Raw genomic sequence first — 24,521 nt, 5'->3', positions numbered from 1 at the left:
CTGCCATGTTTATCTGTTGATAAACATCAACTTGTAAAACTAAAAGGCGCCTTGCGGCGCCTTTTGCATTGCGGCATTGCTTGCGATTACACCCAGGCGGCCAGGGCGCCCTTCATTTTTTTCAGCGCCGCCACTTCGATCTGGCGGATGCGTTCGGCCGATACACCGAACTCTTCCGCCAGCGCGTGCAGGGTAGCGCCGGAACCGTCGTCGTTGGCCAGCCAGCGCGCTTCGATGATGCGGCGCGAACGGGCGTCGAGCTTGCTCAAGGCCGTTTCCAGGCCTTCCGATTGCAAACGCGTCACTTGTTCCGCTTCCAGCACCTTGGTCGGCTCGCTTTGCTCCGACGACAGGTAGGCGATCGGCGAAAACTTGTCGTCTTCATCGTCGGTCGGCGATTCCAGCGCGATGTCGCGGCCGCTCAAGCGCGTTTCCATCTCGATCACTTCTTCGCGCTTCACGTCGAGCAGCTTGGCCAGCGCATCGATCTGCTTCGGCGTCATCGCGTCCAGGCCCGTCTTGTGGCTGCGCAGGTTGAAGAACAGCTTGCGCTGTGCCTTCGTCGTCGCGACCTTGACCAGGCGCCAGTTTTTCAGGATGTACTCATGCATCTCGGCTTTCACCCAATGCATGGCGTACGACACCAGGCGCACGCCCTGGTCCGGATCGAAACGTTTCACGGCTTTCATCAAGCCGATATTGCCTTCCTGAATCAGGTCGGCATGCGGCAAGCCATAGCCCAGATAGCCGCGGGCAATCGAGACCACCAGGCGCAGGTGCGACAGCACCAGCTCTTGCGCGGCGGCCAGGTCATTTTTTTCGCGCAGGCGTTTCGCCAGCGAAATTTCTTCGTCGTGGGTCAACATGGGCAGGCGGTTCACGGCCGAAATATAGGCGTCGATATTGCCCAGATTGCCAGTGAAACCGAGGCCCAGCGCATTACTTTTGGTCGGAACCAATGCGGACGTTGCGGACATCATAGTCATGTTTTCTCCCTCGTAGTCTTGCTTTGTTCCAGTTGGCCACGTCACGCGACGTGGTCCTGTTGTCTGTTCGTTTTTGCGTATCCGGTCTTGCACTTGCAGAGCGCGGCACCATCTTCATCTGGCGTCCATGGCGCTACTGCCTTTGGTATGTCCCTATATTAGCACTCTCTGCCTGAGAGTGCCAATCAGCACATTTAATCGTCCTGATAGCCTAAATACTATGGCGGATTAATGCTTGATATATATCTCTGAACAGCGATTTGACCACGTAGCTAGTCTACGGCCTCTGGCTGAAGCGAGCCTTAAGAATACTTGCTTAATATCAAGATAACAGCAGACGGGGGAGGGTGACGCGCATGGCGGCGCCAGGAGCGCCGCCATGGAAGGGATGGTCAGTTCAGGCGCGCCAGGTGGCGCTGCACGCAGAGGAAGGCGCCGATCAGGCCCAGGCCGGCGCTGACGGCCAGCAAGCCCGCCATCGGCAGCGGCGCCAGCGGCACCAGTTGGAATTCGGACGCATACAGGCGCGCAAACTCGGCAATCGCGGTATTCAGCGGTTGCAAGGCCAGCGCCACGGCGCCCAGGGCCAGCGCGCCGGCGCACAGGCCCAGCAGGGCGCCCGTGTAATAGAAGGGGCGATGGATGAAGGTGTCCGTCGCGCCGATCAGTTTCGAGATGCTGATTTCATCGCGCTGCTGCATCACTTGCAGGCGGATGGTGTTGAAGACCACGGCGATCACGGCCACGCCCAGGGTGATGGCCAGCAGCAGCAGCACCAGGCGCAGCACGCCCAGCAGGGCCGCCAGGCGCTTGACCCAGGCCGAATCGACTTGCGCCGATTCCACGCCGGGCAAGTGGCGCAGCTGTTCCGCCACGGCATCGACGTCCTGCGCTTCACTGGCGCTGCTGAAGGCGTCGAGTTTCAGCACATAGCTGTCGGGCAAGGGATTGTCGCCCAGGGTACTCAGCACATCGGCCAGGCCATTCTTGTTTTTCAGCGTGTCGAGCGCCTGTTCGCGCGGGATGAAGACGATCTTTGCCTTTTGCTCGCCCACGATCTTGCGCATGGCGCTGGCCAGGGCCACTGCTTGCTCGCGCGGCGTGTCAATCTTCAGGAAGACGCTGATTTCCGGGTCGACCGACATCTGTTCCGACATCGGGCGCACATTGTCGAGCATGGTCAAGCCGGCGAACGGCAGCGACAGGGCAATGGCGACGACGACGACGTTCAACAGAAAGCCGCCTGGCGACTTGCGTAAATGAATCAGCGCCGAGCCCAGCGCGAAGCGGTGTTGACGGAACCAGCCTCTCATGGCTGTTCTCCCTGCGCGTCGTCCAGGCCGGGGGGCGGTGCAAAATCGGGATCGGGCGGGGCGAAGACGGGCGCTTGCGTGGCCTTGTCGATGGCGACCAGCTGGCCGTTTTTCAGGTGGATCACGCGGGCGGCGGCGTCGAGCATCTGTTCGTCATGGCTGGAAATGAGGCAGGTCACGCCCACCGAGTGGAAGGCTTTCAGGGCGTCGAGCACCTTGTTGGCGCTGGCGCGGTCCAGGTTGGCCGTCGGTTCGTCGGCCAGGATGATCTGCGGCCGGTTGACGATGGCGCGCGCGATCGACACGCGCTGCTGCTCGCCGCCCGACAGCGACAGCGGCCGCGCCATGGCGCGGTCCAGCAAGCCCACCTTGTCGAGTGCGGCGCGCGCGCGCTGCTCGGCGGCCGCCTTGTGGGCGCCCACGACGAGCAGCGGCAGCATGACGTTGGCCAGGATGGAGCGGTCGTTCAATAACTTTTGCTGCTGGAAGATCAGGCCCATGTTGCGACGCAGGAAGGGCACGCCGGCCGGCTTGATCTTTGCCATGTCCTGGCCATTGACGATCAGCTTGCCCGAAGTGGGGCGTTCCATGGCGGCGATCATTTTCAGCAGGGTGGATTTGCCGGCGCCGGACGGGCCGGCCAGGAACACCAGCTCGCCCTTGGCAATACTGAGCGAAATGTCGCTGAGCGCCACGGCATCGGGGGAGTATTGCTTGGAGACGTGCTGAAATTCAATCATGTAGGTAGGCTTATCCGAGCAGCGCTTCGACAAATTCGGCAGCCACGAACGGCTGCAAGTCTTCAATTTTCTCACCGATGCCGATGAAGTACACGGGCACGGGACGCACGCGGGCTATCGCCGCCAGCACGCCGCCCTTGGCGGTGCCGTCCAGCTTGGTGATCACCAGGCCGCTCAACTGCAGGGCATCGTCGAACGCCTTCACTTGCGTGAGGGCGTTCTGGCCCGTGTTGCCGTCGATGACGAGCAGGGTTTCATGCGGCGCGCCATCCATGCCCTTGCCGATCACGCGCTTGATTTTCTTCAATTCTTCCATCAGGTGCAACTGCGTCGGCAAGCGGCCCGCCGTGTCGACCATCACCACGTCGATGCCGCGCGCTTTCGCCGACTGCACGGAGTCGTAGGCCACGGCGGCCGGGTCGCCCGATTCCTGCGAAATCACGGTAACGTTGTTGCGCTCGCCCCAGACCATCAGCTGTTCGCGCGCGGCGGCACGGAAGGTGTCGCCCGCAGCCAGCAGCACGGACTGGTTGTTCGACTGCATGTGCTTGGCCAGCTTGCCGATGGTGGTGGTCTTGCCGGCGCCATTCACGCCGGAAATCATCATCACCAGCGGCTTGTGGCGGCCCAGCTCGAAGCGCTTTTCCAGTGGCGAGAGCAGCTCGATCAGCAGCACTTTCAGCGCGGCCTTGACGGCGGCGGCGTCGAGCAGCTTGTCTTCCTTGACCTTTTTCTTCAATTCCGTGAGCAGGAATTCCGTGGCGTCGATGCCGGCGTCCGACATCAGCAGGGCCGCTTCCAGCTCTTCGTACAGGGCGTCGTCGATCTTTGCGCCGACGAACAGCACGGACAAGGTGTTCGAGGTTTTCGACAAGCCGGCCTTCAGGCGCGTCATCCACGATTTTTTCTCGGGTTCGGCGGCCACGATCACGGGCACGAGCTCGGCCGGCGCGCCGCTCAGCGGTTCAGCGGACGGGGCTGCTGCTGGCGCGGCAGGCGGCGTGGCGGCGGGAAGGACGAGAGGCTCGGCTGGCGCAGCCTCGGGAGCGATGGGTTTTTTCTTGAAGAAACTAAACATGGATGTGTGGTGGCGGGTGCTGACCTAAGGCCCGGCGGCGCCGGACACTGTTGATCCGGCTATTCTACCAGAGCGCGCCCGGCCCTTCATGCTTTACTGTTCGATTGGCAACATTGTGCGGCTATCCACGGAGATCGCCGCAATTGCCGCGCTTTCCAGCCGGTTCAGTGGGTTTGCAGGGCGAGCGCCTGATGGCGGCGGCGCCAGTCGGCGATGCTTTCGTCGACTTGCCGCAAGTCCAGCACATGCAAAAACGGTGGCGGCTGCTTGTACAGCACGGGACTACGTCCGCCGGCCCACAATTCCATCTCTGGCGGCAAGCTTGCATGCAGCTGCTGCAGGCTGTCGCGCGTCTGCCGTTGCTTGCTGGCGCTGGAAAACGACAGCGCGACGATGTCGGCCCGCTGCGCGCGGGCGGCCGCGACGATGTCCGTCAGCGGCGTTTCCACGCCCAGCGACATGCAATGGGCGCCGGCCGCCGCGCACAGCGCCTCGGCCATCAGCAGCCCCAGGCCATGGCGCTCCTGCGGCAAGGTGCTGAGGACGATGCGCGGCGTGCGCGTGGACGGGCTGCTTGCTTGCGGCAGGGAAAAGATGGCGTGGCGCATCACCGTTTGCAAGGTTTCGCTATACAGATGCTCTTCATACACGGCCAGGTCGCCGCAAGCCCACGCTTCGCCCACCATGCCCGTGAGGGGGGCGATCACGTCGATGGTGAACGCTTTCAAACCCAGCACGGCCAGCGCCTGGCGCAGGGCGTCGCCCAGTTCCGCCATCTGGTGGCCACGGCACAGCGACAGGTAGTGTTCGAGCTGGGGTGCTGGCGTGGACGCCGCCGCACTGCCGGCGCTGGCCAGCTGCTGCAATTGCACGGTGCTGTGTTGCATGATTTTTCCCGGACGAAATCCGAGGTCCAGCAGGCGCTTAACCATGCGCAACTTCTGCACTTGCTCGGCCGGATAGCTGCGTTCGCCAAAGGCGTCGCGCTGGGGCTGGGGAAAGGCGTAGCGGCGCTCCCACACACGCAAGGTTTCCTTGGCCAGCCCGGTATCGCGCTCGACATCGCTGATGCTGAAGGCGGAAGTAGGTTGCAGGTCAGTATCCATACCAGGGGGCTTGCTCGCATGCCAAAAGAACGTGGAGTGCATTTTACGCCTTCCGCCGCCCCGGACCAAATAGCTGAATCCGATTGAAAATTGCCGACGTATAAGTTTCTGAACGGCTGAGAGTGCTCATTGACATAAATCAATATTTCATCGATTATCCATGAGGCTCATTTGTCCAGGACAAACTTAACACAGGTGCACTCATGAAAATTGCCGTCGTCGGAGCAGGAATCGCAGGATTGTCGTGTGCCTATCGCCTGGCGCAAGCGGGCCAGGACGTCACCTTGTACGAGGCGGGCGACTATTTTGGCGGCCACAGCCATACGGTGGACGTCACGCTCGATGGCGTCACGCATGGCGTCGACACGGGTTTTCTCGTGTTTAACCACGCCACCTACCCGAACCTGGTGCAGCTGTTTGACGAACTCGGTGTCGAGGCGGCCGACAGCGATATGTCGTTTTCCGTCAAAATGCCGCTGGGCACGGCATCCGATGCGCGCGTGCTGGAATGGGCGGGCGCCAATCTCGATACCGTGTTTACCCAGCGCAGCAATCTGCTGCGCCCCGCCTTTTTGCGCATGCTGCGCGACATTGTGCGCTTCAACCGCCAGGCCAGCGCCCTGGCCACGGCCAGCGTGCCGGCGCCGGCCATGTCGCTGGGCGAATACCTTGACCTGCACAACTATGGCGACGAGTTCCGCCACTGGTATCTGCTGCCGATGGCCGCCTGCATCTGGTCGTGCCCGGCGCGCCAGATGCTGGCTTTTCCCTTGGCCACGTTCATCCGTTTCTGCCACAACCATGGCTTGCTGCAAGTGAGTGACCGTCCGCAATGGCGCACGGTGCGGGGCGGATCGCGCGTGTACGTGGAAAAACTGCTGGCCGGCATCCCGCAGCAGCGCCTCGCTTGCCCCGTGCTGGCCGTGCGCCGCCAGCCGCACGGTGGCGCGCGCATGGTCGAGCTGCATACGGCCGCCGGCGTCGAGCATGTCGATCATGTCGTGCTCGCTTGCCACAGCGACCAGTCGCTGGCCCTGCTGGGAGATATCCGCGACGATGAGCGCTCCGTGCTCGAAGCCGTGCGTTACCAGCCGAATCGAGCTGTGCTGCATACGGATGCGTCCTGCCTGCCGCAGCGCCGCAAGGCATGGTCGGCCTGGAATTACCAGGGCAGGCCGGCCGCGCAAGGCGATGCGCCGCAAGTGTGCGTGCATTATTTGCTGAACCAGCTGCAACCCTTGCCCTTTACCACGCCCGTTATCGTGTCGCTTAACCCGCTCGACGAGCCCGCTCCGGCGAGCATCATCGACGAATTTTCGTATGCCCACCCCGTGTTCGATGGCGCGGCCATTGCCGCCCAGGCGCGCCTGGCCGGTTTCCAGGGCGCGCAGCATACGTGGTTCGCGGGCGCCTGGACGGGTTATGGTTTCCACGAGGACGGCTTGAAGTCGGGCCTGGCCGTGGCGCAAATACTCAATGGCATGGCGGCGGCGGAGCTCGGCCATGCCGCGTGATCCATCGCCGCCCGTGGCACCGCAGCCCCAGCTGTGCCTGGGACAGGTGCGCCATGCGCGGCTGCGCCCACGCGCACATGCTTTTGCTTACGGCATGTTTTATCTGCGCCTGCCCTTGCGCAGCATGGGGGCGCGCGATTTTCCTGCCCGGCTGATGTCGCGCAACGGCGCCAATGTGCTGTCCTTCCGCGACAGCGACCACGGCGATGGCGCGACGCCGCTGCTGGACTGGATCGACGGCTTGCTGCGTGAACATGGCGTGGCGGATGCGGGTGGTGAAATCTGGCTGCAAACCATGCCGCGCATGTTCGGTTATGTCTTCAATCCCGTCAGCTTCTGGTTTTGCCACCGCCCGGATGGCGCGCTGCGCGCCGTGGTCTGCGATGTGCGCAATACCTTTGGCGAGCGCCATCTGTACCTGCTCGAGCAGGGCGGCGCCATCGCGTATGGCAGCGAGCTGCGCGCCAATAAAATTTTCCACGTCTCGCCGTTTTGCAAGGTGGAGGGAAATTATCGTTTCCATTTCCTGCGTAACAGCGAACAGGGCGGCGAGCGCCACCTGGCCCGGGTCGACTATGACGACCTCGACGGCCCGCTGCTGCAGACGAGCTTGTCCGGCACGGCGCAGCCGCTGCGCGATGGCGCCATCGCCTGGGCCCTGCTGCGCTATCCGTTGATGACGTTAGGCGTGATGGCGCGCATTCATTGGCAAGCCTTGCGCCTGTGGCTGCGCCGCGTGCCGTTTTTCAGCAAACCCCTTCCACCACAAGAAAAGGTGTCCCGATGAGCTCCGATTTCCTGCCGACCGGCCTGCAGGCGCGCGCCTGCGTCCGTCCCGACCACACGGCCGATCACACGCACCTGGACGTGCCCGCCTCCGGGCGCGTGATCTTGCGCTTGCTGGAAAAACTGCAGCATGGCGCCCTGCGCCTGCGCACGCCTGACGGCAGTATCTTGCTGTATGGCGACGGCAGCCACCCCGTCACCCTGGACTTGCACAATTGGCGTTTGTGCTCGGCCGTGCTGCGCTCGGGCGATATCGGCTTTGCGGAAACGTTTATCGCCGGCGACTGGCGCACGGACAATTTGCCGGGCCTGATCGAGCTGATGATACGCAACCGCGCGCAGATCGAATCGCTGATCTATGGCAACTGGTGGGGCAACCTCGTCTACAAGCTGCGGCACTTGCTCAACCGCAATTCGCGGGCCGGCAGCAAGAAGAATATCCACGCCCATTACGACATCGGCAACGCCTTTTATCAGTTGTGGCTGGATCCGTCGATGACGTATTCGAGCGCGCTGTTCAGCGAAGGCGCCAGCCTGGAGCAGGCGCAAGGTGCGAAATACCGGCGCATCGCCGACCAGCTGCAGCTGCAGCCGGGCGCCAAGGTGCTGGAAATCGGCTGCGGCTGGGGCGGCTTTGCGGAAACGGCGGCGCGCAGCTACGGCGCCCACGTGACGGGTTTGACTCTATCTACGGAGCAACTTGCCTATGCGCGCCAGCGCCTGCAGGACGCGGGGCTGGCGCAGCAGGCTGATTTGCAACTGTGCGACTACCGCGACAGCGCCGGCCAGTACGACGCCATCGCCTCGATCGAGATGTTCGAAGCCGTGGGGCAAAGCTACTGGCCCGGCTATTTCGAGTGCGTGGCGCGCAACCTGAAGCAGGGCGGACGCGCCTGCATCCAGACCATCGTCATTGCCGACGACTTGTTCGAGCGCTACAGCAAGAGCACGGATTTTATTCAACAGTACATTTTCCCGGGCGGCATGCTGCCGTCGCCGGCCGAGTTTCGCCGCGCCGCCGAGGCGCAGGGTTTGCGCGTGGAAGACGCCTTCAGCTTCGGCCTCGATTACGCGGAAACCTTGCGCCAGTGGCGCGCCAGCTTCCTGGTCCAGCGCACGGCGCTGGAAAAGCAGGGTTTCGATGGCCGTTTCCTGCTGACCTGGGAGTTTTACCTCGCGTATTGCGAGGCCGCCTTCCAGGCGCACAACACGGATGTGATGCAATTTACCCTGATCAAGGACTGACCATGCGCCGCCTGCTTGCCACTATTGTGCTGTCATTGACCGTGTTGGGTGCCGCGGCCGCGCCGCCGGCCTTTATCGCTGCCGACGTGCCCGAAGCCCGGCTGGCGGGCGAGGGCGAATACACGTGGTTCGGCATGCGTATTTATCGGGCGCAACTGTGGGTGGGCCCGCAAGGCTACCAGGGCGCGGCGTCCGAAACGGCGCCGTTTGTGCTGGAACTGCGCTACGCACGCGCGCTCGACGGCAAGAAGATCGCCGAAGCCAGTCATGAACAGATGCAAAAGTTGGGCGTGGGCACGGAAGCGCAGCGCCTGGCCTGGCTGTCCACCATGCAGCGCATCTTTCCTGACGTTAAGGAAGACCAGCGCATCGCGGGCGTCTACCGGGCCGGCATCGCGCCCGGCGTACGCTTTTACCTCGACGGCAAGGTACTGGCGGACGTGACGGATGGCGACTTCGCGCGTGCGTTCTTTGCCATCTGGCTGTCGCCATCGACGACGGCGCCGAAGCTGCGCGCGGCCTTGCTGCAGAGTGCGGCGCCGCTGCCATGAATGCCGTGGGCGGCGCCTTGAGCTTGCAAGCCTTGTTCAGTTATGGCCTGTTCGGCTTGCCGCTGGCCATGCTGGCGCTGCCCATCTATATATATGTAGCGCCGTTTTATGCGCAGCGCAGCAGCCTGGATCTGGCGCAGATCGGCGCCGTGCTGCTGGCGGCCCGCATCGCCGCCGCCTTCATCGATCCGGCCCTCGGTGCCTGGATGGCGCGTGGCGGGCGCAGCTATGCTGTATATGTCGGCGCCTCCTTGCCCTTGCTGCTGCTGGGCTTTGGCGCCCTGTTCCATCCACCGGCCATGCGGGAAACGGCGACCCTGGCCTGGTTCCTGGCTGCCTTGCTGCTCGTCTACACCGCCTATGGCCTTGCCGGCATCGCGCACCAGAGCTGGGGTGCGGCCCTGAGCCAGCTGCGCGCGCAGCGGGCGCGGGTGACGGCCGTGCGCGAAGGCTGCGGCTTGTTCGGTGTGATCCTGGCGGCGGGCCTCACTTCCGTGTTCGGCTATGACGGCTTGTCGCTGGCCTTTGCCGTCTGCCTGCTGGCGGCGGGCGCGCTGCTGCTGGCGCGCGCGCCGCGTCCCGCCTTGCGCAGTGCCGCAGAAGCGGTTTCCGGCAACGGCTGGAAGCTGCCGTTTCGCCAGCGCGCGTTTCGCTGGCTGTTTGCCGTTTTGCTCGTCAATGGCGTGGCGGCCGCCATCCCCGCCACCCTGTTCCTGTTCTTTGCCACCGACTACTTGCGCCTCGGCCATTACGCCGGACCGTTTTTGATCGTCTACTTTTGCGCGGCGGCAGCCTCGATGCCCGCGTGGGTAGCCCTGGCGCGGCGCTTTGGCGAGGCGCGCGCCTGGGGCGGCGCCATGCTGCTGGCAGCTTGCGTGTTTGTCTGGGCGTATGGCCTGGGCGCGGGCGCCGCCTGGGGTTTTGCCACGATCTGCCTGCTGTCGGGCCTGGCGCTGGGCGCCGACCTGGCCTTGCCTCCGGCCCTGTTGGCAGGACTGATCGGCGCGGCTGGCCATGCCGGGCGGCACGAAGCCGCGTATTTCGGCTGGTGGAACTGGGGCGTACAGATGAGCCTGGCGCTGGCGGCCGGCATCGCCTTGCCCCTGCTGGCCTGGCTCGGCTATGTGCCTGGCAACAGCGGCGGCGGCTTGCCGGCCCTGTCCGCCGCCTATGCCTTGCTGCCCTGCGCCCTGAAACTGCTGGCCGCGCTGCTGCTGTGGCGCGCGCCTCTACAACATATATATAGTGAAACCGGGGAGTATCGACCATGTATCTGATGAAATGTTGCCGGCGCGGCATGACGGCAGCCGCCTTGCTGCTGGCGCTGGCCGCCTGTTCCACGCCGCCCACGCCTGCCACCTACGCGCAGGAAACACCCAAGCTGGACTTGCAGCAGTACTTCAACGGCACGCTGGACGCCCACGGCATCTTCCAGGACCGCGCCGGCAAGGTGGTCAAGCGCTTCACCGTCGTGATGCGGGCCAGCTGGACGGGCGAGATTGGCACCCTGGACGAGGATTTCACGTATTCCGACGGCAGCAAACAACGGCGCGTGTGGACCTTGCGCAAGACGGCGCCCGGGCGCTTCATCGGCACGGCGCCCGACGTGATCGGGGAAGCCGTCGGCGAAGTGGCCGGCAATGCGCTGCGCTGGCAATACGTGCTGGCGCTGCCCGTCGATGGCACGGTCTACCACGTCGACTTCGAGGACTGGATGTTCCTGATGGATGACAAGGTCATGCTGAACCGCGCCGCCATGAGCAAGTTCGGTTTCAGCCTGGGCGCCGTCACCTTGTCGTTCAGCAAGCGTCCGCAGGCGGTCCCATGAACCGCAAGATCACCAGCTGGGCCGGCAAACATGTGTGGATCATCGGCGCTTCCAGCGGCATCGGCGCCGCGTGCGCGACCTTGCTGCTGGAGCAGGGCGCGAGCGTAGCCTTGTCGGCACGTCACCGCGCCAGCCTCGAGCGACTGTGCGAGGGGCAGCCGCTGGCGCAGGCATTGCCGCTCGATATCACGCAGCACGCGCAGCTGCGGGCCGTCTGCGCGCAATTGCAGCAGCAATGGACGCATATCGACCTGATACTGGTCGTCGCTGGCGGCTATCAGGCCATGCGTGCCGATAGCTTCGACCTTGAGGCGGCCCAGGGCTTGCTGGCGCTGAATGTGGGCGGCGTCTTCAATTGCCTGGACCAGGCCTTGCCGTGGCTATTGCGCCAGGGCAGCGGCGGCATCGGCATCGTCGCCTCGGTGGCCGGTTATGGCGGTTTGCCGAAAGCCCTCGCGTACGGCGCCAGCAAGGCGGCGCTGATCAACCTGACAGAGTCGCTGTATCTGGATCTGCATGCACGCGGAATTGATGTGTATCAAATCAACCCCGGTTTTGTCGCCACGCCTTTGACGGCGGACAACGATTTCACGATGCCAGCTCTGATGACGGCGCAGGACGCGGCCGCCGCCATGCTCGACGGCATCGAGCGGGGCCAGTTCCACATCCACTTTCCCAAACGCTTTACCAATACCATGCGCCTGGCGCGGCTGTTGCCGTACCGCGCCTATTTCTGGCTGATCCGCAAGGTGACGGGCGTATGAGCACAAGTATGCTGGACACGACGGAAGGCGTGGAAGCGGCGCTGGCGCGCCTGGTGGGGTTTTACGAGCACCTGAGCCTGGAAAGCCTGGCCCAGCTGGGCGCCGTGTATGCGCCAGGCGCCCAGTTCAAGGACCCGTTCAACGAGGTGGTGGGGCATGCCGCCATCCTGGCCATCTTCGAGCACATGTTCGTGCAAGTCGATACGCCCCGGTTTGTCGTGCTGGAAAGCGTGGGGCAGGGGCAGCAAGCGTTCCTGACGTGGGAGTTTCGCTTCCGCATGAAACGACTGGTATCTGGCGAACAGTGCATTCGTGGCGCAACCCATGTGCGTTTCGATACGCAGGGACGGGTGGTCGTGCATCGCGATTATTGGGATGCGGCGGAAGAATTGTATGAAAAACTGCCGTTGCTGGGCGGTTTCATGCGCATGCTGCGGCGGGCAAGCCAGCGCTAAGGTGGTTTCTTGATGCTTTTAAGCAAAAAATGCAAAAAAGAAAAAGTAAATTGTGCGGAATGGGTCAGGCGAAAACTTGATTTCGATCAAAGTGTCGTTTTTTAGACACAAATATATCAAAATATTGAGAAGGCAACATTGTAAGAAATTGTTTCAAGTGATGCGCAATTTGCAAGCAAGAGTCGTCCTCATCCGTTCCAATCGGATAACTGAAGCGTAGTCCGGAAAACACGGAAAACATTTCTATGTGAGCAATTTAAATTACCGGAAAGTCAGTAATTCCGTTGCTACTCTGGCTATTTTTCCGACGCGCGCGCCGACGTCGAAAATGGCGCCTACGCCCCTGAATAATGCGGCAACGCACCAAAAACGGGCGCTTTATTTCCCATTTTTGTGCGTTCGGCAGCAAACATTGGCGATGCCGTGTATGCTTCGTCCCGTTTATCCATTATCGCCTGACAAATTGTGCGCTTTGTCGCGTAAATCTTGGAGGGCAAATGACGGGTAAAGCATGTTGACGTTTTAATCACTCGCCTGATACTGTTGCACTAATACAACGGGTGTCGACAAGGCATGCGCTATGATGGAATGGTCAATCAGGCCAATGCATTGGTTGGCAAGGGGCACTGGCTCTGTCGCGTAGTACGGTTGGCGATGGTCGGGATGCCTGAAAAAGCCCTCGGCCTGGTACCGGAAGTAACATGTTGGAACTTGATGGAATGTGAAACGGTCGTTATAGTGCCGCTTCCGGTGCCGTTTGAGCACCGAACCGGCGCACGAATGACGGTCGTTATGCAGCCTTCAAGCTTATCGGTGCAATAGCGTGCCGATACCGATATGAATGTTCCCCTGACCGGAACAGCAATGTGGCAGGTGGAGACCTTGCCCTCACTCATAAAAAGCGCTCTGCTAGAGCGCAGCTCGAGATGCATAGGCTGTATTACTTTTTGCTTCAAAAATTAAAGGAAATCGCAATGAAAAAAACTCTGATCACCCTGGCAGTTCTGGCAGCAGCCACTGGCGTAGCCCAAGCTCAATCGAGCGTTGTCATCTACGGTACCGTTGACGCTGGTTTCGTCAGCGAGCGCGGCGGTGTTAACGGCAACGTTAACAAACTGGACAGCGGCATTGCTTCGGCTTCCCGTATCGGCTTCAAAGGCACCGAAGATCTGGGCAGCGGCCTGTCGGCACTGTTCGTTCTGGAATCGGGCTTCGGCGTTGACAACGGTCAACAAGACGTTGCTGGTACCTTGTTCAATCGTCAAGCTTACGTTGGTCTGAGCAGCAAAACGACCGGTACCTTGACCCTGGGTCGTCAATACACCCCTTGGTACAACACCCTGTCGAAAGTTGCTGATCCATTCGCAGCTGGCTACGCTGGTTCCGCTAAAAACTTGTTCCCAGCGAACACCCGCACCAGCAACACCGTGCTGTACACCTCGCCAAACTTCAACGGCTTTGACGCTGACGTGGCTTACACCTTCGGCGAAAACGCTGAGTCGAACAAAATCGGCCGCAAAATCGGCGCGTCGGCTGGCTACTCGAACGGTCCTCTGAACGCTCGTATCGCTTACAACAACACCAGCAACGACACCGCGCTGACCGAAACCGGTAGCGGCCGTAACTGGTTGGCTGCAGCTAACTACGACTTCGCAGTTGCTAAAGCTTACGTCGCATACGGCGTGAACAAAGGCCAAAACAGCGCCATCCGCAACAACGGCAACGTTAACGCGTTTGACTACACTTCGGCTGGCTTCAGCACCGACAGCACCACCGCCCTGATCGGCGCAACGGTACCAGTTGGTCCAGCAGGCACCGTGATGGCTTCGATCATCCACGTGAACGACAAAAACAGCGCAAACGCCGATGCTAACCAGTTCTCGCTGGGCTACTCGTACGCTCTGTCGAAGCGCACCAGCACCTACGCTTCGTACGCTAAAATCTCGAACAAAAACAACGCTGGCTACACCGTTGGTAACAACAGCAATGTTGGTACGGGCGACAAAGCCTTCAACGTTGGCGTTCGTCACTCGTTCTAATATTCGCGCAAGCGAAGCTTAGTTCCGCTGCCAGCATCCCTTCGGGGATGCTGATAAGCAAGGAAACGCGTCTCCAGGCTAGTCCTGGCGGCGCGTTTTTGCATTGGCGGCGCCAGTTATAATGGCGCCGTTACTCAAGTAAAGGAATGCCATGTATTCATACCCATCGCCGCGTCTGGCTGCCATGCTGGCCGCGCTGCTGCTGGCTGGCGCCACGGGCGCCGCTGCCGCTGCCGTCAAGGGCAAGAAGCCGGCCGGACTGGAGCGCTACGGCGTGGCCGTCTACTCCGACCTGTGCCTGCAAAAGGATAGCGGCGAAATCGGCGGCCAGCGCGTCACCTTGCACCGCTTTGCCGAGGCCGATTCCGTCATCTATGAATTCACGGCCGGCGCGCTGAGCTGGCCCATCGTGGCCAACGACGTCAACCTGGACGCCGCCACGGGCGTTTTCGACTTCACCATCGCCGGCGCCGACAGCGAAGAGCGCACCATCGTCGGCAAGTTTTCCAAGGATGGCCAGACCCTGACCCTGGAAGGCGATTACTGCGGCGGCAACGTGCGCATGCCGATGAAATTGAGCCGCGTGCGCGATTTCGGCCGTCCCCTGAAAAACTGCACGCCATGCCCGCCGATGCCGCAAGCGCCGGCCGAGCCAGTGCCTGCCGAGGAAAGCGCGACTGTGCCCGCAGCCTGAGCGATTGCCGCTGTCAAAAAGAAAAAGGCCCGGTATCGACCGGGCCTTTGTTATTTGCAGCGTTGCAAGGAGCTTATTTGGCCGCCTGCGCCTTTTCCGCCGTGGCGCGGATGGTGGCCAGGGTCGCGTTCGGCGTGATCAGGTTGCCGTCGTAGCGCAGCTCGATCAGGGCCGGCAAGTTGTGCGCCTTGGCGTGCGCCAGCGCCCGTTGCAGGGCCGGGGCGAACTCTTCCGTCGTATTCACCACTTCGCCATGCGCGCCGTACGCTTGCGCCAGTGCCGCGAAATCCGGGTTGTGCAGGGTCGTGCCCGACACGCGGCCCGGGTAATCGCGCTCCTGGTGCATGCGGATGGTGCCGAACATCTGGTTATTGAAGACGATGATGACCACGCCCGCCTGGTATTGCACGGCCGTGGCCAGTTCCTGGCCATTCATCATGTATTCGCCATCGCCGGCAAACGTGATCACGGTGCGTTCCGGATGGACGATCTTGGCCGCCACGCCTGACGGCACGCCGTAGCCCATGGCGCCGTTGGTTGGCGCCAACTGGGTGCGCATGCCGCCGTAGCGGTAGAAACGGTGGGCCCACGAAGCGTAGTTGCCGGCGCCATTCGTCAGGATGGTGTCGGGCGGCACTTGCGCCATGATCTCCTGCGTCACTTGCCACAGGTCCAGCGGCGCCTGGCCATCCTGGAAGATGGGCGGGCGCTCCTGGTAGGCGGCCAGCTCGGCCTTGGCTTCGGCCGGCGTATGTTTCCATGCGGAAGCATCGACGGGGGCCATGGCGGCCAGCATGGCGCACACTTGCGGCATGCCGCTGTTGATCATCAGCTCAGCTTGGTAGACGCTGCCCAGTTCCTCTGCATCCGTATGGATGTGCACGAGGCGCTGGCGCGGCACGGGCGAATCGAACAGGGTGTAGCCGCCCGTCGTCATCTCGCCCAGGCGCGGGCCGATGGCGATCACCAGGTCGGCATTTTTCACGCGCGCGGCCAGTTTCGGGTTGATGCCGATGCCGACGTCGCCGATGTAGTTCGGGTGCGCATTGTCGAGCAAGTCCTGGAAGCGGAAGGCGCAGGCGACGGGCAGCTGATTGTTTTCCGCGAACTGCTGCAGGTCGGCGCACGCTTGCGGCGTCCAGGTGGTGCCGCCCAGCAAGACCAGCGGCTGCTTCGCGGTGGCCAGCATGCCGCGCAACTGCTGCAATTGGGCGCCGGACGGCGCCGCTTGCACCGGCTGGTAGGCGCGCGTGTCGGCCACGGTGGCCAGCGAGATCAGCATGTCTTCCGGCAGGGCCAGCACGACGGGACCGGGACGCCCGCTGGTGGCCACCTGGAAGGCGCGCGCCAGGTATTCGGGGATGCGTTCGGCGCGGTCGATCTGCGCCACCCACTTGGCCATCTGGCCATACATGCGGCGGTAGTCGATTTCCTGGAACGCTTCGCGGTCGACGAAATCGTTGCCCACCTGGCCGATGAACAGGATCATCGGCGTGGAATCCTGGTAAGCCGTGTGCACGCCGATCGAGGCATTGGTGGCGCCCGGTCCGCGCGTGACGAAGCAGATACCCGGCTTGCCCGTCAGCTTGCCGTAGGCTTCGGCCATGAAGGCGGCGCCGCCTTCCTGGCGGTTGATGATGAAGCGGATGCCCGAGTCGTGCAGGGCGTCGAGCACGTCCAGGTAGCTTTCGCCTGGCACGCCAAAAGCGGTGTCGACACCGTGGATCTGCAGGGCATCGACCAGGATCTGGCCGCCGGTACGGGATTGTTGCGTCATGTTCGGCTCTTTATATTCTAGTGGGTGGCAAAGAAATGGGGCAAGCGGTACGCATGCGCCTGCATGCAAGCAGCTTGCCTCATTCTATGTGAGCCGATTTGGCCCGGCTTTTGAAATGGCGACACCGAATTACACAATCCCCCGGCCGGTGCGGCGCGCTTTTGCAGAAACATGCTGCGGCGCGGTACAATGACGGGTGAAGCAGGCCAGACAGTCGCTGGCCGGCGCAGCAATGCGCTGGCGGGAGGAAGGTCCGGACTCCATAGAGCGGGGTGACGGTTAACGGCCGTCCGCTGAAAGCCTACTCGACGTACTTGTACGGAGAGGGGGTATAAGGCGAGGAATAGGGCCACAGAGACGAGCGTATTAAGTTACGGTGAAACGCGGTAACCTCCACCTGGTGCAATTTCAAATAGGCACGCGATGATGCTGCTCGCGGAGCGTGCGGGTAGAAAGCTTGAGCGCCCGAGTAATCTGGCGCCTAGAGGAATGACTGTCATAGCGCCGACCTGCAAGGGAAGGCGCCGTAACAAAATCCGGCCTATCGGCCTGCTTCACTTGAATTCCTGCTCCCTGGTCTGCCAGGGAGCATCTCGGACGCAGCAGCTTTGCCTGCTGCGCGCCAACCAAAAAGCCCCCGCAACGGGGCTTTTTTTGTTTCTAAAAATAGTGCGGCGAAGATAAAGTTGTATATACAACTAAAGTGAACAATTGGTTAAAGTTTCTTGGTTCTAATTAATTGCCGCATTGCAAAAATAGTTTTCCCGCATCAGGTCAACCCCGTAAAACAGGGCCGGTACGCGCCGTGGACGATTATTTTTTGCTTTAAACCAAGTCTTTCACTGCGCTGGATTGCTGTTGTGCCTGGATGAGGAAATTATTGTCATGTGTCAACTAACTGTAAAAAATTCAATTATTTGATTTCGTTTTTTTCGATGTTTACGGTAGGAAAACACATGTGTGCAGATGAGGTAGCACATTCACTATCTTTCATAAGTATCTAATTTATCGATATATTTTTATTTGAGACTCCTTCAACGATATGCGCTAAGTCCTTAATTTCATTAATAAAATTCCTGTTTTGCCAATCGGAAACCGCTTGACCACTATCTTTGCTTCCTCTAAAGTGGGCAACTGTGTGAAAAAGTGTGTTTTTGTGGGAAATTTTCCCTTTTTATCGTGATGCGCAAGCATCGCAACCCAAGCTCAAAAAAGGTCTTCCGTGTTTCAAGGCGCGTCCGCAATCAATCTCGATGCCAAAGGCAGGATGTCTATCCCTGCCAAGCACCGTGACGCGCTGGCGATTCAATGCGAAGGCCGTTTGACCCTGACCAAACACCCCGATGGCTGCCTGCTGTTTTTCCCCCGTCCCGTGTGGGAAAGCCACCGCCAGCAAATCGCCGCCTGGCCCATGTCGGCGCGCGCCTGGCAGCGCATCTTCCTCGGCAACGCCGTCGACGTCGAGCTGGACTCGGCCGGCCGCGTGCTGATCTCACCCGAATTGCGCAACGCCGTCGGGCTGGCGCGCGAAGTGATGATGATCGGCATGGGCAGCCACTTTGAAATATGGGATGCCGCCAAATTGGCCGACAAAGAACAGCAGGCGATCGATGCCGGCACCCCCGATGTACTTTCCAATTTTTCTTTCTAAGGCTCCGTAATGACACAACTCACGGTGCCGGAATTTCAGCATCGCACGGTGCTGCTCGATGAAGCGGTCGATGCCCTCGACCTGACGGGCGACCGCGCGCACGGCGTTTACGTCGATGGCACGTTTGGCCGCGGCGGCCATAGCCGCTTGATTTTGTCGCGCCTGGCCAATGACGCGCGCCTGATCGGCTTCGACAAGGATTTGCAAGCGATTGCCACGGCCGAGCAGATCGCCGACCCCCGTTTCCAGATCGTCCATGACAGCTTTGCCACCATGACGGCCAGCCTGGCCGAACGCGGCGTGCGGCAGGTGGACGGCATTTTGCTCGACCTGGGCATCTCGTCGCCGCAGGTCGACGACGCGGCGCGCGGTTTCAGCTTCCGCAACGACGGACCGCTGGACATGCGCATGGATACCACGCGCGGCATCTCCGCAGCCGAATGGCTGGCGGTGGAAACCGAGCAGAATTTAGAGAAAGTGATACGCGATTATGGGGAAGAACGGTTTGCTTTTCAGATTGCAAAGGCGATTGTTGCTGGCCGGGCAGTCCAGCCAATTTCAAGCACACGACAGCTTGCCGGCATCGTGGCAGGCGCCGTCAAGACCCGCGAGAAGGGTAAGGACCCCGCTACCCGCACCTTTCAGGCCATACGCATTTTCATTAACAAAGAGCTCGAGGATCTCGAGATCGGCCTGAACCAGGCGTATGCCTGCCTGGCGCCCGGCGCGCGCATGGCCGTGATCAGCTTTCACTCGCTGGAAGACCGCATGGTCAAGCGCTTCTTCGCCTCGAAGGCGAACGTGGAGCAGCCTGACCGCCGCCTGCCGATCCGCGCGGTCGACTTGCCGCAGCCGGAAATGAAGCTGATTTCGAAGATGAAGCCGTCCGACGCCGAGATCGAGGGCAATCCGCGCTCGCGTTCGGCCGTGATGCGCGTGGCGCAGCGTTTGCCGCTGGCCTCCACTGCAAATGGCGGCGCCCGATGACTGGCAAGCTGTGTGTCGTGCTGTCGGCCCTGCTGGTGTGCTGCGGCCTGTCGCTGGTGAACGCGCAGTATCAGTCGCGCCACCTGCTGATCGACCTGGAACGCGCGCAAGCGCTGTCGCGCCAGCTCGACATCGACTGGGCGCAACTGCAGCTGGACCAGTCCACTTTGGGCAAGCATGAACGCATCGAATCGATCGCGCGGCGCGACCTGAGCATGACGCCGCTGACGGCGGCGCGTACGCAATACCTGACGGAGGGCGAATAATGAAGTTGGGCGGTAATAGCAACGGCCGGGTGGCGGCATCGAAAGGCGTGCCATTCTCGAAGAACCCCGTACTGGCGGTGCGTCTGCCCGTCTGGCGTTCGCGCGTCGTGCTGTTCCTGCTGTTCTTCGCTTTCGCCGGCCTGGGCGCGCGCGCGCTGTGGCTGCAGGGCGTGTCGACGCAGTTCCTGCAAAAGCAGGGCAAGGCGCGCTATGAGCGCACGCTGGAATTGCCGGCCACGCGCGGCAAGATCACCGACCGCAATGGCCAGGTGCTCGCTTCGTCCGTGCCCGTGAAAGCCATCTGGGCCATTCCCGACGACGTGCTGCAGGCATCGCCCGAAAAAATCAATGCGCTGGCCGGCCTGCTGGAAATGAACGTCAACGAATTGCGCAAGAAGCTCGATTCGGACCGCAGCTTCGTTTACCTGAAACGCCAGGTCGAGATGGACGTGGCGGACAAGATCTCCAAGCTGGGCATCGACGGCATCGACGAGCGCAAGGAATACAAGCGCTTCTATCCGCAGGGCGAAGTGATGACCCACGTGGTCGGCTTTACCAACGTGGAAGACGTGGGCCAGGAAAGCATGGAACTGGCGCAGCAAAAAACCCTCGTCGGCACCACCGGCAGCCGCCGCGTGATCAAGGACCGCCTGGGCCACATCGTCGAAGACATCGGCTTCATCCACGAACCGCATGACGGCAAGGACCTGACCCTGTCCGTCGACAGCAAGATCCAGTACATCGCCTTCACGCAGCTGAAGGAAGCGGTGGAGAAATTCAATGCCAAGGCCGGCGGCGCCGTGGTGCTCGACGTGCACACGGGAGAAGTGCTGGCCCTGGCCAATTATCCGAGCTACGACCCGAACGACCGCCGCAAGCTCACGGGCCAGCAGCTGCGCAACCGCGTCATGACCGATACCTTCGAACCCGGTTCGACCCTGAAGCCGATCACGGTCTCGCTGGCGCTCGACACGGGCCGGGTCAAGCCGGGTACCCTGATCGACACGGGCCCGGGCCGCTATACCATCGCCGACCGCACGATCACCGACACCAAGCCGCACGGCGTGATCAATGTCTCGGAAATCATCGAGATGTCGTCGAACATCGGTACCTCGAAAATCGCGCTGGGCATGCCGTCGCAGGAAATGTGGGAAATGTTTACCAAGGTGGGCTTCGGCCAGCAGCCGAAATGGGGTTTCCCCGGCGCCGTGGCCGGCCGTGTGCGTCCATACAAATCGTGGCGTCCGGTGGAACAGGCCACCATGAGCTACGGTAACGGCATTTCCGTCTCGCTGATCCAGTTGGCGCGCTCTTACATGATGTTCGCGCGCGACGGCGACACGATTCCCCTGTCGTTCCAGAAGGTCAATGAACTGCCCGTGGGCCAGCAGGTGATCAAGCCGAAGACGGCCGCCGAAATGCGCGCCATGCTCGAACTCGTCGTCTCCGGCGCGCACGGCTCGGCCAAGCGCGCCCAGGTCGCCGGTTACCGCGTGGGCGGCAAGACGGGTACCGCCTATAAAGTGGAAAATGGCCGTTATGCGATGCCGCGCAAATACATCGGCTCTTTCGTGGGCATGGTGCCTATGTCGGCGCCGCGCTTCATCATTGCCGTGATGATCGATGAACCGACCGGCCCAGCCCACTATGGCGGCCAGGTTGCCGCTCCCGCTTTCGCGGCGATTGCGACCAACGCGCTGCGCGCGATGAACGTACCGCCCGATTCCTCCGTTACCGAAATCGTGGTCCCGGCCAATGCCGGCCCGGAGGCCATGTGAAGTCGCTCATGACCATACAAGACATCAGTTTGTGGATCAAAACGGCTGCCCCGTCCGGGCAGCTTACGTCCGATTCGCGCCGCGTGCAGCGCGGCGACGTGTTTTTCGCCTATGCGGGCGCCACCGATTTCATCGCCGCCGCCATCGAGCAGGGCGCCGCCGCCATCGTGCATGACGCCGTGGAATGGAACGCCGCATGGAGCCAAGTGCCGCACCTGCTGGTCAGCGACCTGAAACGCCTGGCCGGCCCCGTGGCGCATGCTTTTTACGGCATGCCCGACAGCGCCATGTTCAGCGCCGGCGTGACGGGCACGAATGGCAAGACCTCGTGCGCGCTGTGGCTGGCGCAAGCGCTGGCGCGCCTGGGTGAAACATCGTCCGTCATCGGGACGTTGGGCGTCGGCCTGTGCAAGCCGCGCGGCGCCATCGAATTCGACGTCACCGGCTACACGACGCCGGACGCCGTGCTGCTGGCGCGCAAACTGGCCGCGATGCGCGACGCCGGCGCCAAGGCCGTTGCCATCGAAGTGTCGTCGATCGGCCTGGACCAGGACCGCGCGGCCGGCATGCATTTCGACGTGGCCATGTTTACCAATCTGACGCGCGACCACCTCGACTACCATGGCGACATGGCGGCTTACGAGGCGGCCAAAGTCAAACTGTTCGACTGGCCCGGCCTGAAAACGGCCGTCATCAACCTGGACGACCCCATGGGCCTGCGCCTGGTGCGCCACGTGGATGGCAAGCTGTCCGGCGAATATCCGGTCATCGGCTACACCTTGCAGGATGCGGCAGCCTTGCCCGACTTGCCGGGTGTGCTGATGCTGCGCGCCAGCCAGTTCCGCAGCCGCAATGCCGGCACCGACTTCCATCTGGAATGCGCGCTCGGTGTGGCGCTGGTCAAGACGCAGCTGGTGGGCCACTTCAATATCAGCAACGCGCTGGCCGTGCTGGGCGCCTTGCTGGCGCACGGCACCGGCCTGCGCGCGGCCATCGACGGCATCGAATCGCTGCAGCCGGCCCCGGGCCGCATGCAGCAGGTGGGCGGCCAGGAAGCGCCGATGGTCGTCATCGATTACGCGCATACGCCGGACGCATTGGAAAAAACCCTGGCTGCCTTGCGCCAGGTGGCGCAGGAGCGTGGCGGCCAGCTGTGGTGCGTGTTCGGCTGCGGCGGCGACCGCGATCCGGGCAAGCGTCCGCAGATGGGCGCCATCGCGCAGCTGGCCGATCACGTGCTGGTCACCAGCGACAATCCGCGCAGTGAAGATCCGCACGCGATCATCGCGCAGATCGTCGCCGGCATGCGCGCAGACGGCCCGCAGCCGCAAGCCATCGAAGACCGCGCCGCCGCGATCCTGTCTGCCATCAAGCACGCGGCAAAGCCGGACGTGATCCTGTTGGCGGGCAAGGGCCATGAGCCGTACCAGGAAATCAAGGGCAAGAAACTGCCGTTCTCCGACGCCGACCATGCGCAGCTGGCCCTGTCCGCGCGCCTGACGATGATGAGGACGAACTGATGGATCGCCTGATGCACGCAAGCCTGACGGAACTGATGCGATCGCTGCAAGGTGCGCAGCTGACGGGCGACGCCGTTTTTGACGGCGTCTCGACCGACAGCCGCAGCGCCCCTGCCGGCTCGCTGTTCGTCGCCCTGCGCGGCGAGAGTTTCGACGCCCACGACTTCCTCGACCAGGTGGCCGCGCGCGGCGTCGCCGCCGTGGTGGTCGAGCGCCTGCCTGATGGCTGGGACAGCGGCAAGGTGCCGGCCATCGTGGTGGCCGATACCCTGGTCGCGCTGGGCCGCATCGCCAACCATTGGCGCGGCCGCTTCAATGTACCCGTCATCGGCGTCACCGGCAGCAATGGCAAGACCACCGTCAAGGAGATGATTTCGTCCATCCTGGCCGCGGCCTTCGGCGAAGAAGCGCGTCTGGCTACGCGCGGCAACCTGAATAACGAGATCGGCGTGCCACTGACCCTGTTCCGCCTGAGCGAGCATCACAAGGCGGCCGTCATCGAGATGGGCATGAACCATCCGGGAGAAATTGCCCGCCTGGCCGCGATTGCCGCGCCGACCCTGGCGATGGTCAACAACGCGCAGCGCGAACACCAGGAATTCATGCATACGGTGGAAGCCGTGGCGCGCGAGAACGGCGCCGCGCTGGCGGCCCTGGCAGACGACGGCGTGGCCGTCTTCCCGCATGGCGACGAATTCACGCCACTGTGGCGCGAACTGGCCGGTGCACGCGCCGCCATCACGTTCGGCCTGTCGAAAGAGGCCGACGTCAGCTGCACGCACCGCGCGGCCGAGGATTTTGGCAGCGACCTGTTCGTCAGCGTGCGCGCGCAGGACGGCAGTCTGCGCCAGTTCTTTGTCGGCTTGCAGGCGGCCGGTGAACACAATGTGCGCAATGCGCTGGCGGCCGTGGCATGCGCCGTCGGCGCCGGCATCGCCATCGAACATATCAAGCAGGGCCTGGAGGCGTTTTCTCCCGTGAATGGCCGTCTGCAGAAAAAACGTGCCGCCAATGGCGCCACCATCATCGACGACACATATAACGCCAATCCGGATTCAGCGCGCGCGGCCATCGATGTGCTGGCGCAGGCCGCGGCACCGCGCATCCTGGTGCTGGGCGAGATGGGCGAAGTCGGCACGCAGGGGCAGCAGTTCCACGAAGAGATCGGCGCCTACGCCGCCGCCAAAGGCATCGAACACGTGCTGGCGACGGGCGGCCTGGCGCGCCATCTGGTCAATCCGGCGCAAGCTGCCGCGAGCCAGGAATCGGGCACGGTCGTGGAGTATTTCGAACAGTTCGACGGTTTGCTGGCGGCGCTCGATGCGCATTTGTCCGGCCGTTCGGATGCAACAGTATTAATCAAGGGCTCCCGTTTCATGAAGATGGAACGGGCCGTGCAGCATTTGATTGGTTCAAACAACAATAACAAGGAAGCTCACTAAT

The 24,521-nt window shown here is 62.2% G+C and carries 22 protein-coding genes and 1 other RNA gene; 17 read left to right on the top strand and 6 right to left on the bottom strand.

Translation table 11 applies throughout. The features are described 5' to 3' along the window. Positions 1-86 precede the first annotated feature (86 nt). The 5 genes from rpoH to V3C40_RS22815 all read right to left on the bottom strand — a co-directional run bounded on the left by rpoH (position 87) and on the right by V3C40_RS22815 (position 5,223). Entirely contained in the window at positions 87-980 is an 894-nt protein-coding gene (gene rpoH, locus V3C40_RS22835; protein ID WP_034748938.1) for an RNA polymerase sigma factor RpoH, read from the bottom strand. A gap of 398 nt (positions 981-1,378) precedes the next feature. Beyond that, positions 1,379-2,299 carry a permease-like cell division protein FtsX gene (ftsX, locus tag V3C40_RS22830; RefSeq protein WP_034748937.1) on the bottom strand — a complete coding sequence of 307 codons (921 nt, stop codon included), beginning with the start codon at positions 2,297-2,299 and terminating at the stop codon, positions 1,379-1,381. After that, on the bottom strand, positions 2,296-3,039 hold the full coding sequence (locus tag V3C40_RS22825; RefSeq protein ID WP_319993368.1) for a cell division ATP-binding protein FtsE: 744 nt from the start codon (positions 3,037-3,039) through the stop codon (positions 2,296-2,298). Before V3C40_RS22825 ends, ftsX begins: the two co-directional genes overlap by 4 nt. Before the next feature lie 10 nt (positions 3,040-3,049). After that, positions 3,050-4,117: a signal recognition particle-docking protein FtsY gene (gene ftsY, locus V3C40_RS22820; protein ID WP_331778604.1), complete on the bottom strand. Its 1,068-nt coding sequence runs from the start codon at positions 4,115-4,117 to the stop codon at positions 3,050-3,052. 164 nt (positions 4,118-4,281) lie between these two features. Then, complete coding sequence (locus V3C40_RS22815) at positions 4,282-5,223, bottom strand: MerR family transcriptional regulator (protein ID WP_331778603.1); 942 nt, start codon at positions 5,221-5,223, stop codon at positions 4,282-4,284. Positions 5,224-5,426: 203 nt separating this feature from the next. Here V3C40_RS22815 and V3C40_RS22810 point away from each other — a divergent pair, with 203 nt between their 5' ends. The 10 genes from V3C40_RS22810 to V3C40_RS22765 all read left to right on the top strand — a co-directional run bounded on the left by V3C40_RS22810 (position 5,427) and on the right by V3C40_RS22765 (position 15,099). Further along, on the top strand, positions 5,427-6,737 hold the full coding sequence (locus V3C40_RS22810; protein ID WP_070305684.1) for an NAD(P)/FAD-dependent oxidoreductase: 1,311 nt from the start codon (positions 5,427-5,429) through the stop codon (positions 6,735-6,737). Beyond that, positions 6,727-7,524: a DUF1365 domain-containing protein gene (locus V3C40_RS22805; RefSeq protein WP_331778602.1), complete on the top strand. Its 798-nt coding sequence runs from the start codon at positions 6,727-6,729 to the stop codon at positions 7,522-7,524. Before V3C40_RS22810 ends, V3C40_RS22805 begins: the two co-directional genes overlap by 11 nt. Continuing rightward, entirely contained in the window at positions 7,521-8,768 is a 1,248-nt protein-coding gene (locus V3C40_RS22800; RefSeq protein ID WP_331778601.1) for a cyclopropane-fatty-acyl-phospholipid synthase family protein, read from the top strand. The genes V3C40_RS22805 and V3C40_RS22800 overlap by 4 nt, the downstream gene beginning before the upstream one ends. A 2-nt stretch (positions 8,769-8,770) precedes the next feature. Then, on the top strand, positions 8,771-9,319 hold the full coding sequence (locus tag V3C40_RS22795) for a chalcone isomerase family protein (protein ID WP_128141344.1): 549 nt from the start codon (positions 8,771-8,773) through the stop codon (positions 9,317-9,319). Then, the gene (locus V3C40_RS22790; protein ID WP_331778600.1) at positions 9,316-10,596 is read left to right on the top strand and encodes an MFS transporter; all 1,281 of its coding nucleotides are present in this window, start codon (positions 9,316-9,318) and stop codon (positions 10,594-10,596) included. The genes V3C40_RS22795 and V3C40_RS22790 overlap by 4 nt, the downstream gene beginning before the upstream one ends. Further along, positions 10,587-11,147, top strand: a complete 561-nt coding sequence (locus V3C40_RS22785; protein ID WP_319993364.1) for a DUF3833 domain-containing protein — start codon at positions 10,587-10,589, stop codon at positions 11,145-11,147. Before V3C40_RS22790 ends, V3C40_RS22785 begins: the two co-directional genes overlap by 10 nt. Beyond that, positions 11,144-11,911 (top strand): SDR family NAD(P)-dependent oxidoreductase, encoded by a 768-nt coding sequence (locus V3C40_RS22780; RefSeq protein ID WP_034748911.1) that lies wholly within the window; start codon positions 11,144-11,146, stop codon positions 11,909-11,911. The genes V3C40_RS22785 and V3C40_RS22780 overlap by 4 nt, the downstream gene beginning before the upstream one ends. Then, a complete protein-coding gene (locus tag V3C40_RS22775) occupies positions 11,908-12,366 on the top strand; it encodes a nuclear transport factor 2 family protein (protein WP_331778599.1) in 459 nt (152 codons plus the stop codon). Before V3C40_RS22780 ends, V3C40_RS22775 begins: the two co-directional genes overlap by 4 nt. A 974-nt stretch (positions 12,367-13,340) precedes the next feature. Continuing rightward, a complete protein-coding gene (locus V3C40_RS22770) occupies positions 13,341-14,405 on the top strand; it encodes a porin (protein WP_034748905.1) in 1,065 nt (354 codons plus the stop codon). A gap of 151 nt (positions 14,406-14,556) precedes the next feature. Then, entirely contained in the window at positions 14,557-15,099 is a 543-nt protein-coding gene (locus V3C40_RS22765) for a hypothetical protein (RefSeq protein ID WP_034748904.1), read from the top strand. Positions 15,100-15,172: 73 nt separating this feature from the next. Here V3C40_RS22765 and V3C40_RS22760 read toward each other — a convergent pair whose 3' ends face one another. Further along, the gene (locus tag V3C40_RS22760; protein ID WP_331778598.1) at positions 15,173-16,876 is read right to left on the bottom strand and encodes a thiamine pyrophosphate-binding protein; all 1,704 of its coding nucleotides are present in this window, start codon (positions 16,874-16,876) and stop codon (positions 15,173-15,175) included. A gap of 198 nt (positions 16,877-17,074) precedes the next feature. On the opposite strand from V3C40_RS22760, the gene rnpB reads away from it, so the two are divergent. The 7 genes from rnpB (at position 17,075) to V3C40_RS22725 (ending at position 24,520) form a co-directional block, all read left to right on the top strand. Continuing rightward, an RNA gene (gene rnpB / locus V3C40_RS22755) (RNase P RNA component class A) lies at positions 17,075-17,436 on the top strand. Positions 17,437-18,098: 662 nt separating this feature from the next. Beyond that, entirely contained in the window at positions 18,099-18,527 is a 429-nt protein-coding gene (gene mraZ / locus V3C40_RS22750) for a division/cell wall cluster transcriptional repressor MraZ (RefSeq protein WP_034748899.1), read from the top strand. A 9-nt stretch (positions 18,528-18,536) separates the two neighbouring features. Beyond that, positions 18,537-19,514, top strand: a complete 978-nt coding sequence (gene rsmH / locus V3C40_RS22745) for a 16S rRNA (cytosine(1402)-N(4))-methyltransferase RsmH (RefSeq protein WP_331778597.1) — start codon at positions 18,537-18,539, stop codon at positions 19,512-19,514. Continuing rightward, the gene (gene ftsL, locus V3C40_RS22740; RefSeq protein ID WP_034748894.1) at positions 19,511-19,780 is read left to right on the top strand and encodes a cell division protein FtsL; all 270 of its coding nucleotides are present in this window, start codon (positions 19,511-19,513) and stop codon (positions 19,778-19,780) included. The genes rsmH and ftsL overlap by 4 nt, the downstream gene beginning before the upstream one ends. Next, positions 19,780-21,558 carry a peptidoglycan D,D-transpeptidase FtsI family protein gene (locus V3C40_RS22735; protein WP_034748891.1) on the top strand — a complete coding sequence of 593 codons (1,779 nt, stop codon included), beginning with the start codon at positions 19,780-19,782 and terminating at the stop codon, positions 21,556-21,558. Before ftsL ends, V3C40_RS22735 begins: the two co-directional genes overlap by 1 nt. An 8-nt stretch (positions 21,559-21,566) precedes the next feature. Beyond that, positions 21,567-23,078, top strand: coding sequence for a UDP-N-acetylmuramoyl-L-alanyl-D-glutamate--2,6-diaminopimelate ligase (locus tag V3C40_RS22730; RefSeq protein WP_070305669.1), 1,512 nt, complete (start codon positions 21,567-21,569; stop codon positions 23,076-23,078). An 11-nt stretch (positions 23,079-23,089) separates the two neighbouring features. Continuing rightward, entirely contained in the window at positions 23,090-24,520 is a 1,431-nt protein-coding gene (locus V3C40_RS22725; RefSeq protein ID WP_331778689.1) for a UDP-N-acetylmuramoyl-tripeptide--D-alanyl-D-alanine ligase, read from the top strand. The last annotated feature ends 1 nt before the right edge of the window (position 24,521 follow it).

It is taken from the genome of Janthinobacterium sp. LS2A, from assembly GCF_036543145.1.
Taxonomy (GTDB): domain Bacteria; phylum Pseudomonadota; class Gammaproteobacteria; order Burkholderiales; family Burkholderiaceae_D; genus Janthinobacterium; species Janthinobacterium aestuarii.
Note: the sequence above shows the minus strand (reverse complement) of the source record. Positions and strands in the feature narration are given on the sequence as shown.

Coding starts and splice junctions, on each gene's coding strand:
- rpoH (WP_034748938.1), bottom strand. CDS start 980: ATGATGTCCGCAACGTCCGCATTGGTTCCGACCAAAAGTAATGCGCTG.
- V3C40_RS22795 (WP_128141344.1), top strand. CDS start 8,771: ATGCGCCGCCTGCTTGCCACTATTGTGCTGTCATTGACCGTGTTGGGT.
- V3C40_RS22735 (WP_034748891.1), top strand. CDS start 19,780: ATGAAGTTGGGCGGTAATAGCAACGGCCGGGTGGCGGCATCGAAAGGC.
- V3C40_RS22805 (WP_331778602.1), top strand. CDS start 6,727: ATGCCGCGTGATCCATCGCCGCCCGTGGCACCGCAGCCCCAGCTGTGC.
- ftsL (WP_034748894.1), top strand. CDS start 19,511: ATGACTGGCAAGCTGTGTGTCGTGCTGTCGGCCCTGCTGGTGTGCTGC.
- V3C40_RS22800 (WP_331778601.1), top strand. CDS start 7,521: ATGAGCTCCGATTTCCTGCCGACCGGCCTGCAGGCGCGCGCCTGCGTC.
- ftsY (WP_331778604.1), bottom strand. CDS start 4,117: ATGTTTAGTTTCTTCAAGAAAAAACCCATCGCTCCCGAGGCTGCGCCA.
- rsmH (WP_331778597.1), top strand. CDS start 18,537: ATGACACAACTCACGGTGCCGGAATTTCAGCATCGCACGGTGCTGCTC.
- V3C40_RS22765 (WP_034748904.1), top strand. CDS start 14,557: ATGTATTCATACCCATCGCCGCGTCTGGCTGCCATGCTGGCCGCGCTG.
- V3C40_RS22790 (WP_331778600.1), top strand. CDS start 9,316: ATGAATGCCGTGGGCGGCGCCTTGAGCTTGCAAGCCTTGTTCAGTTAT.
- V3C40_RS22775 (WP_331778599.1), top strand. CDS start 11,908: ATGAGCACAAGTATGCTGGACACGACGGAAGGCGTGGAAGCGGCGCTG.
- V3C40_RS22810 (WP_070305684.1), top strand. CDS start 5,427: ATGAAAATTGCCGTCGTCGGAGCAGGAATCGCAGGATTGTCGTGTGCC.
- V3C40_RS22730 (WP_070305669.1), top strand. CDS start 21,567: ATGACCATACAAGACATCAGTTTGTGGATCAAAACGGCTGCCCCGTCC.
- V3C40_RS22725 (WP_331778689.1), top strand. CDS start 23,090: ATGCACGCAAGCCTGACGGAACTGATGCGATCGCTGCAAGGTGCGCAG.
- V3C40_RS22825 (WP_319993368.1), bottom strand. CDS start 3,039: ATGATTGAATTTCAGCACGTCTCCAAGCAATACTCCCCCGATGCCGTG.
- V3C40_RS22760 (WP_331778598.1), bottom strand. CDS start 16,876: ATGACGCAACAATCCCGTACCGGCGGCCAGATCCTGGTCGATGCCCTG.
- V3C40_RS22780 (WP_034748911.1), top strand. CDS start 11,144: ATGAACCGCAAGATCACCAGCTGGGCCGGCAAACATGTGTGGATCATC.
- ftsX (WP_034748937.1), bottom strand. CDS start 2,299: ATGAGAGGCTGGTTCCGTCAACACCGCTTCGCGCTGGGCTCGGCGCTG.
- V3C40_RS22815 (WP_331778603.1), bottom strand. CDS start 5,223: ATGGATACTGACCTGCAACCTACTTCCGCCTTCAGCATCAGCGATGTC.
- V3C40_RS22785 (WP_319993364.1), top strand. CDS start 10,587: ATGTATCTGATGAAATGTTGCCGGCGCGGCATGACGGCAGCCGCCTTG.
- V3C40_RS22770 (WP_034748905.1), top strand. CDS start 13,341: ATGAAAAAAACTCTGATCACCCTGGCAGTTCTGGCAGCAGCCACTGGC.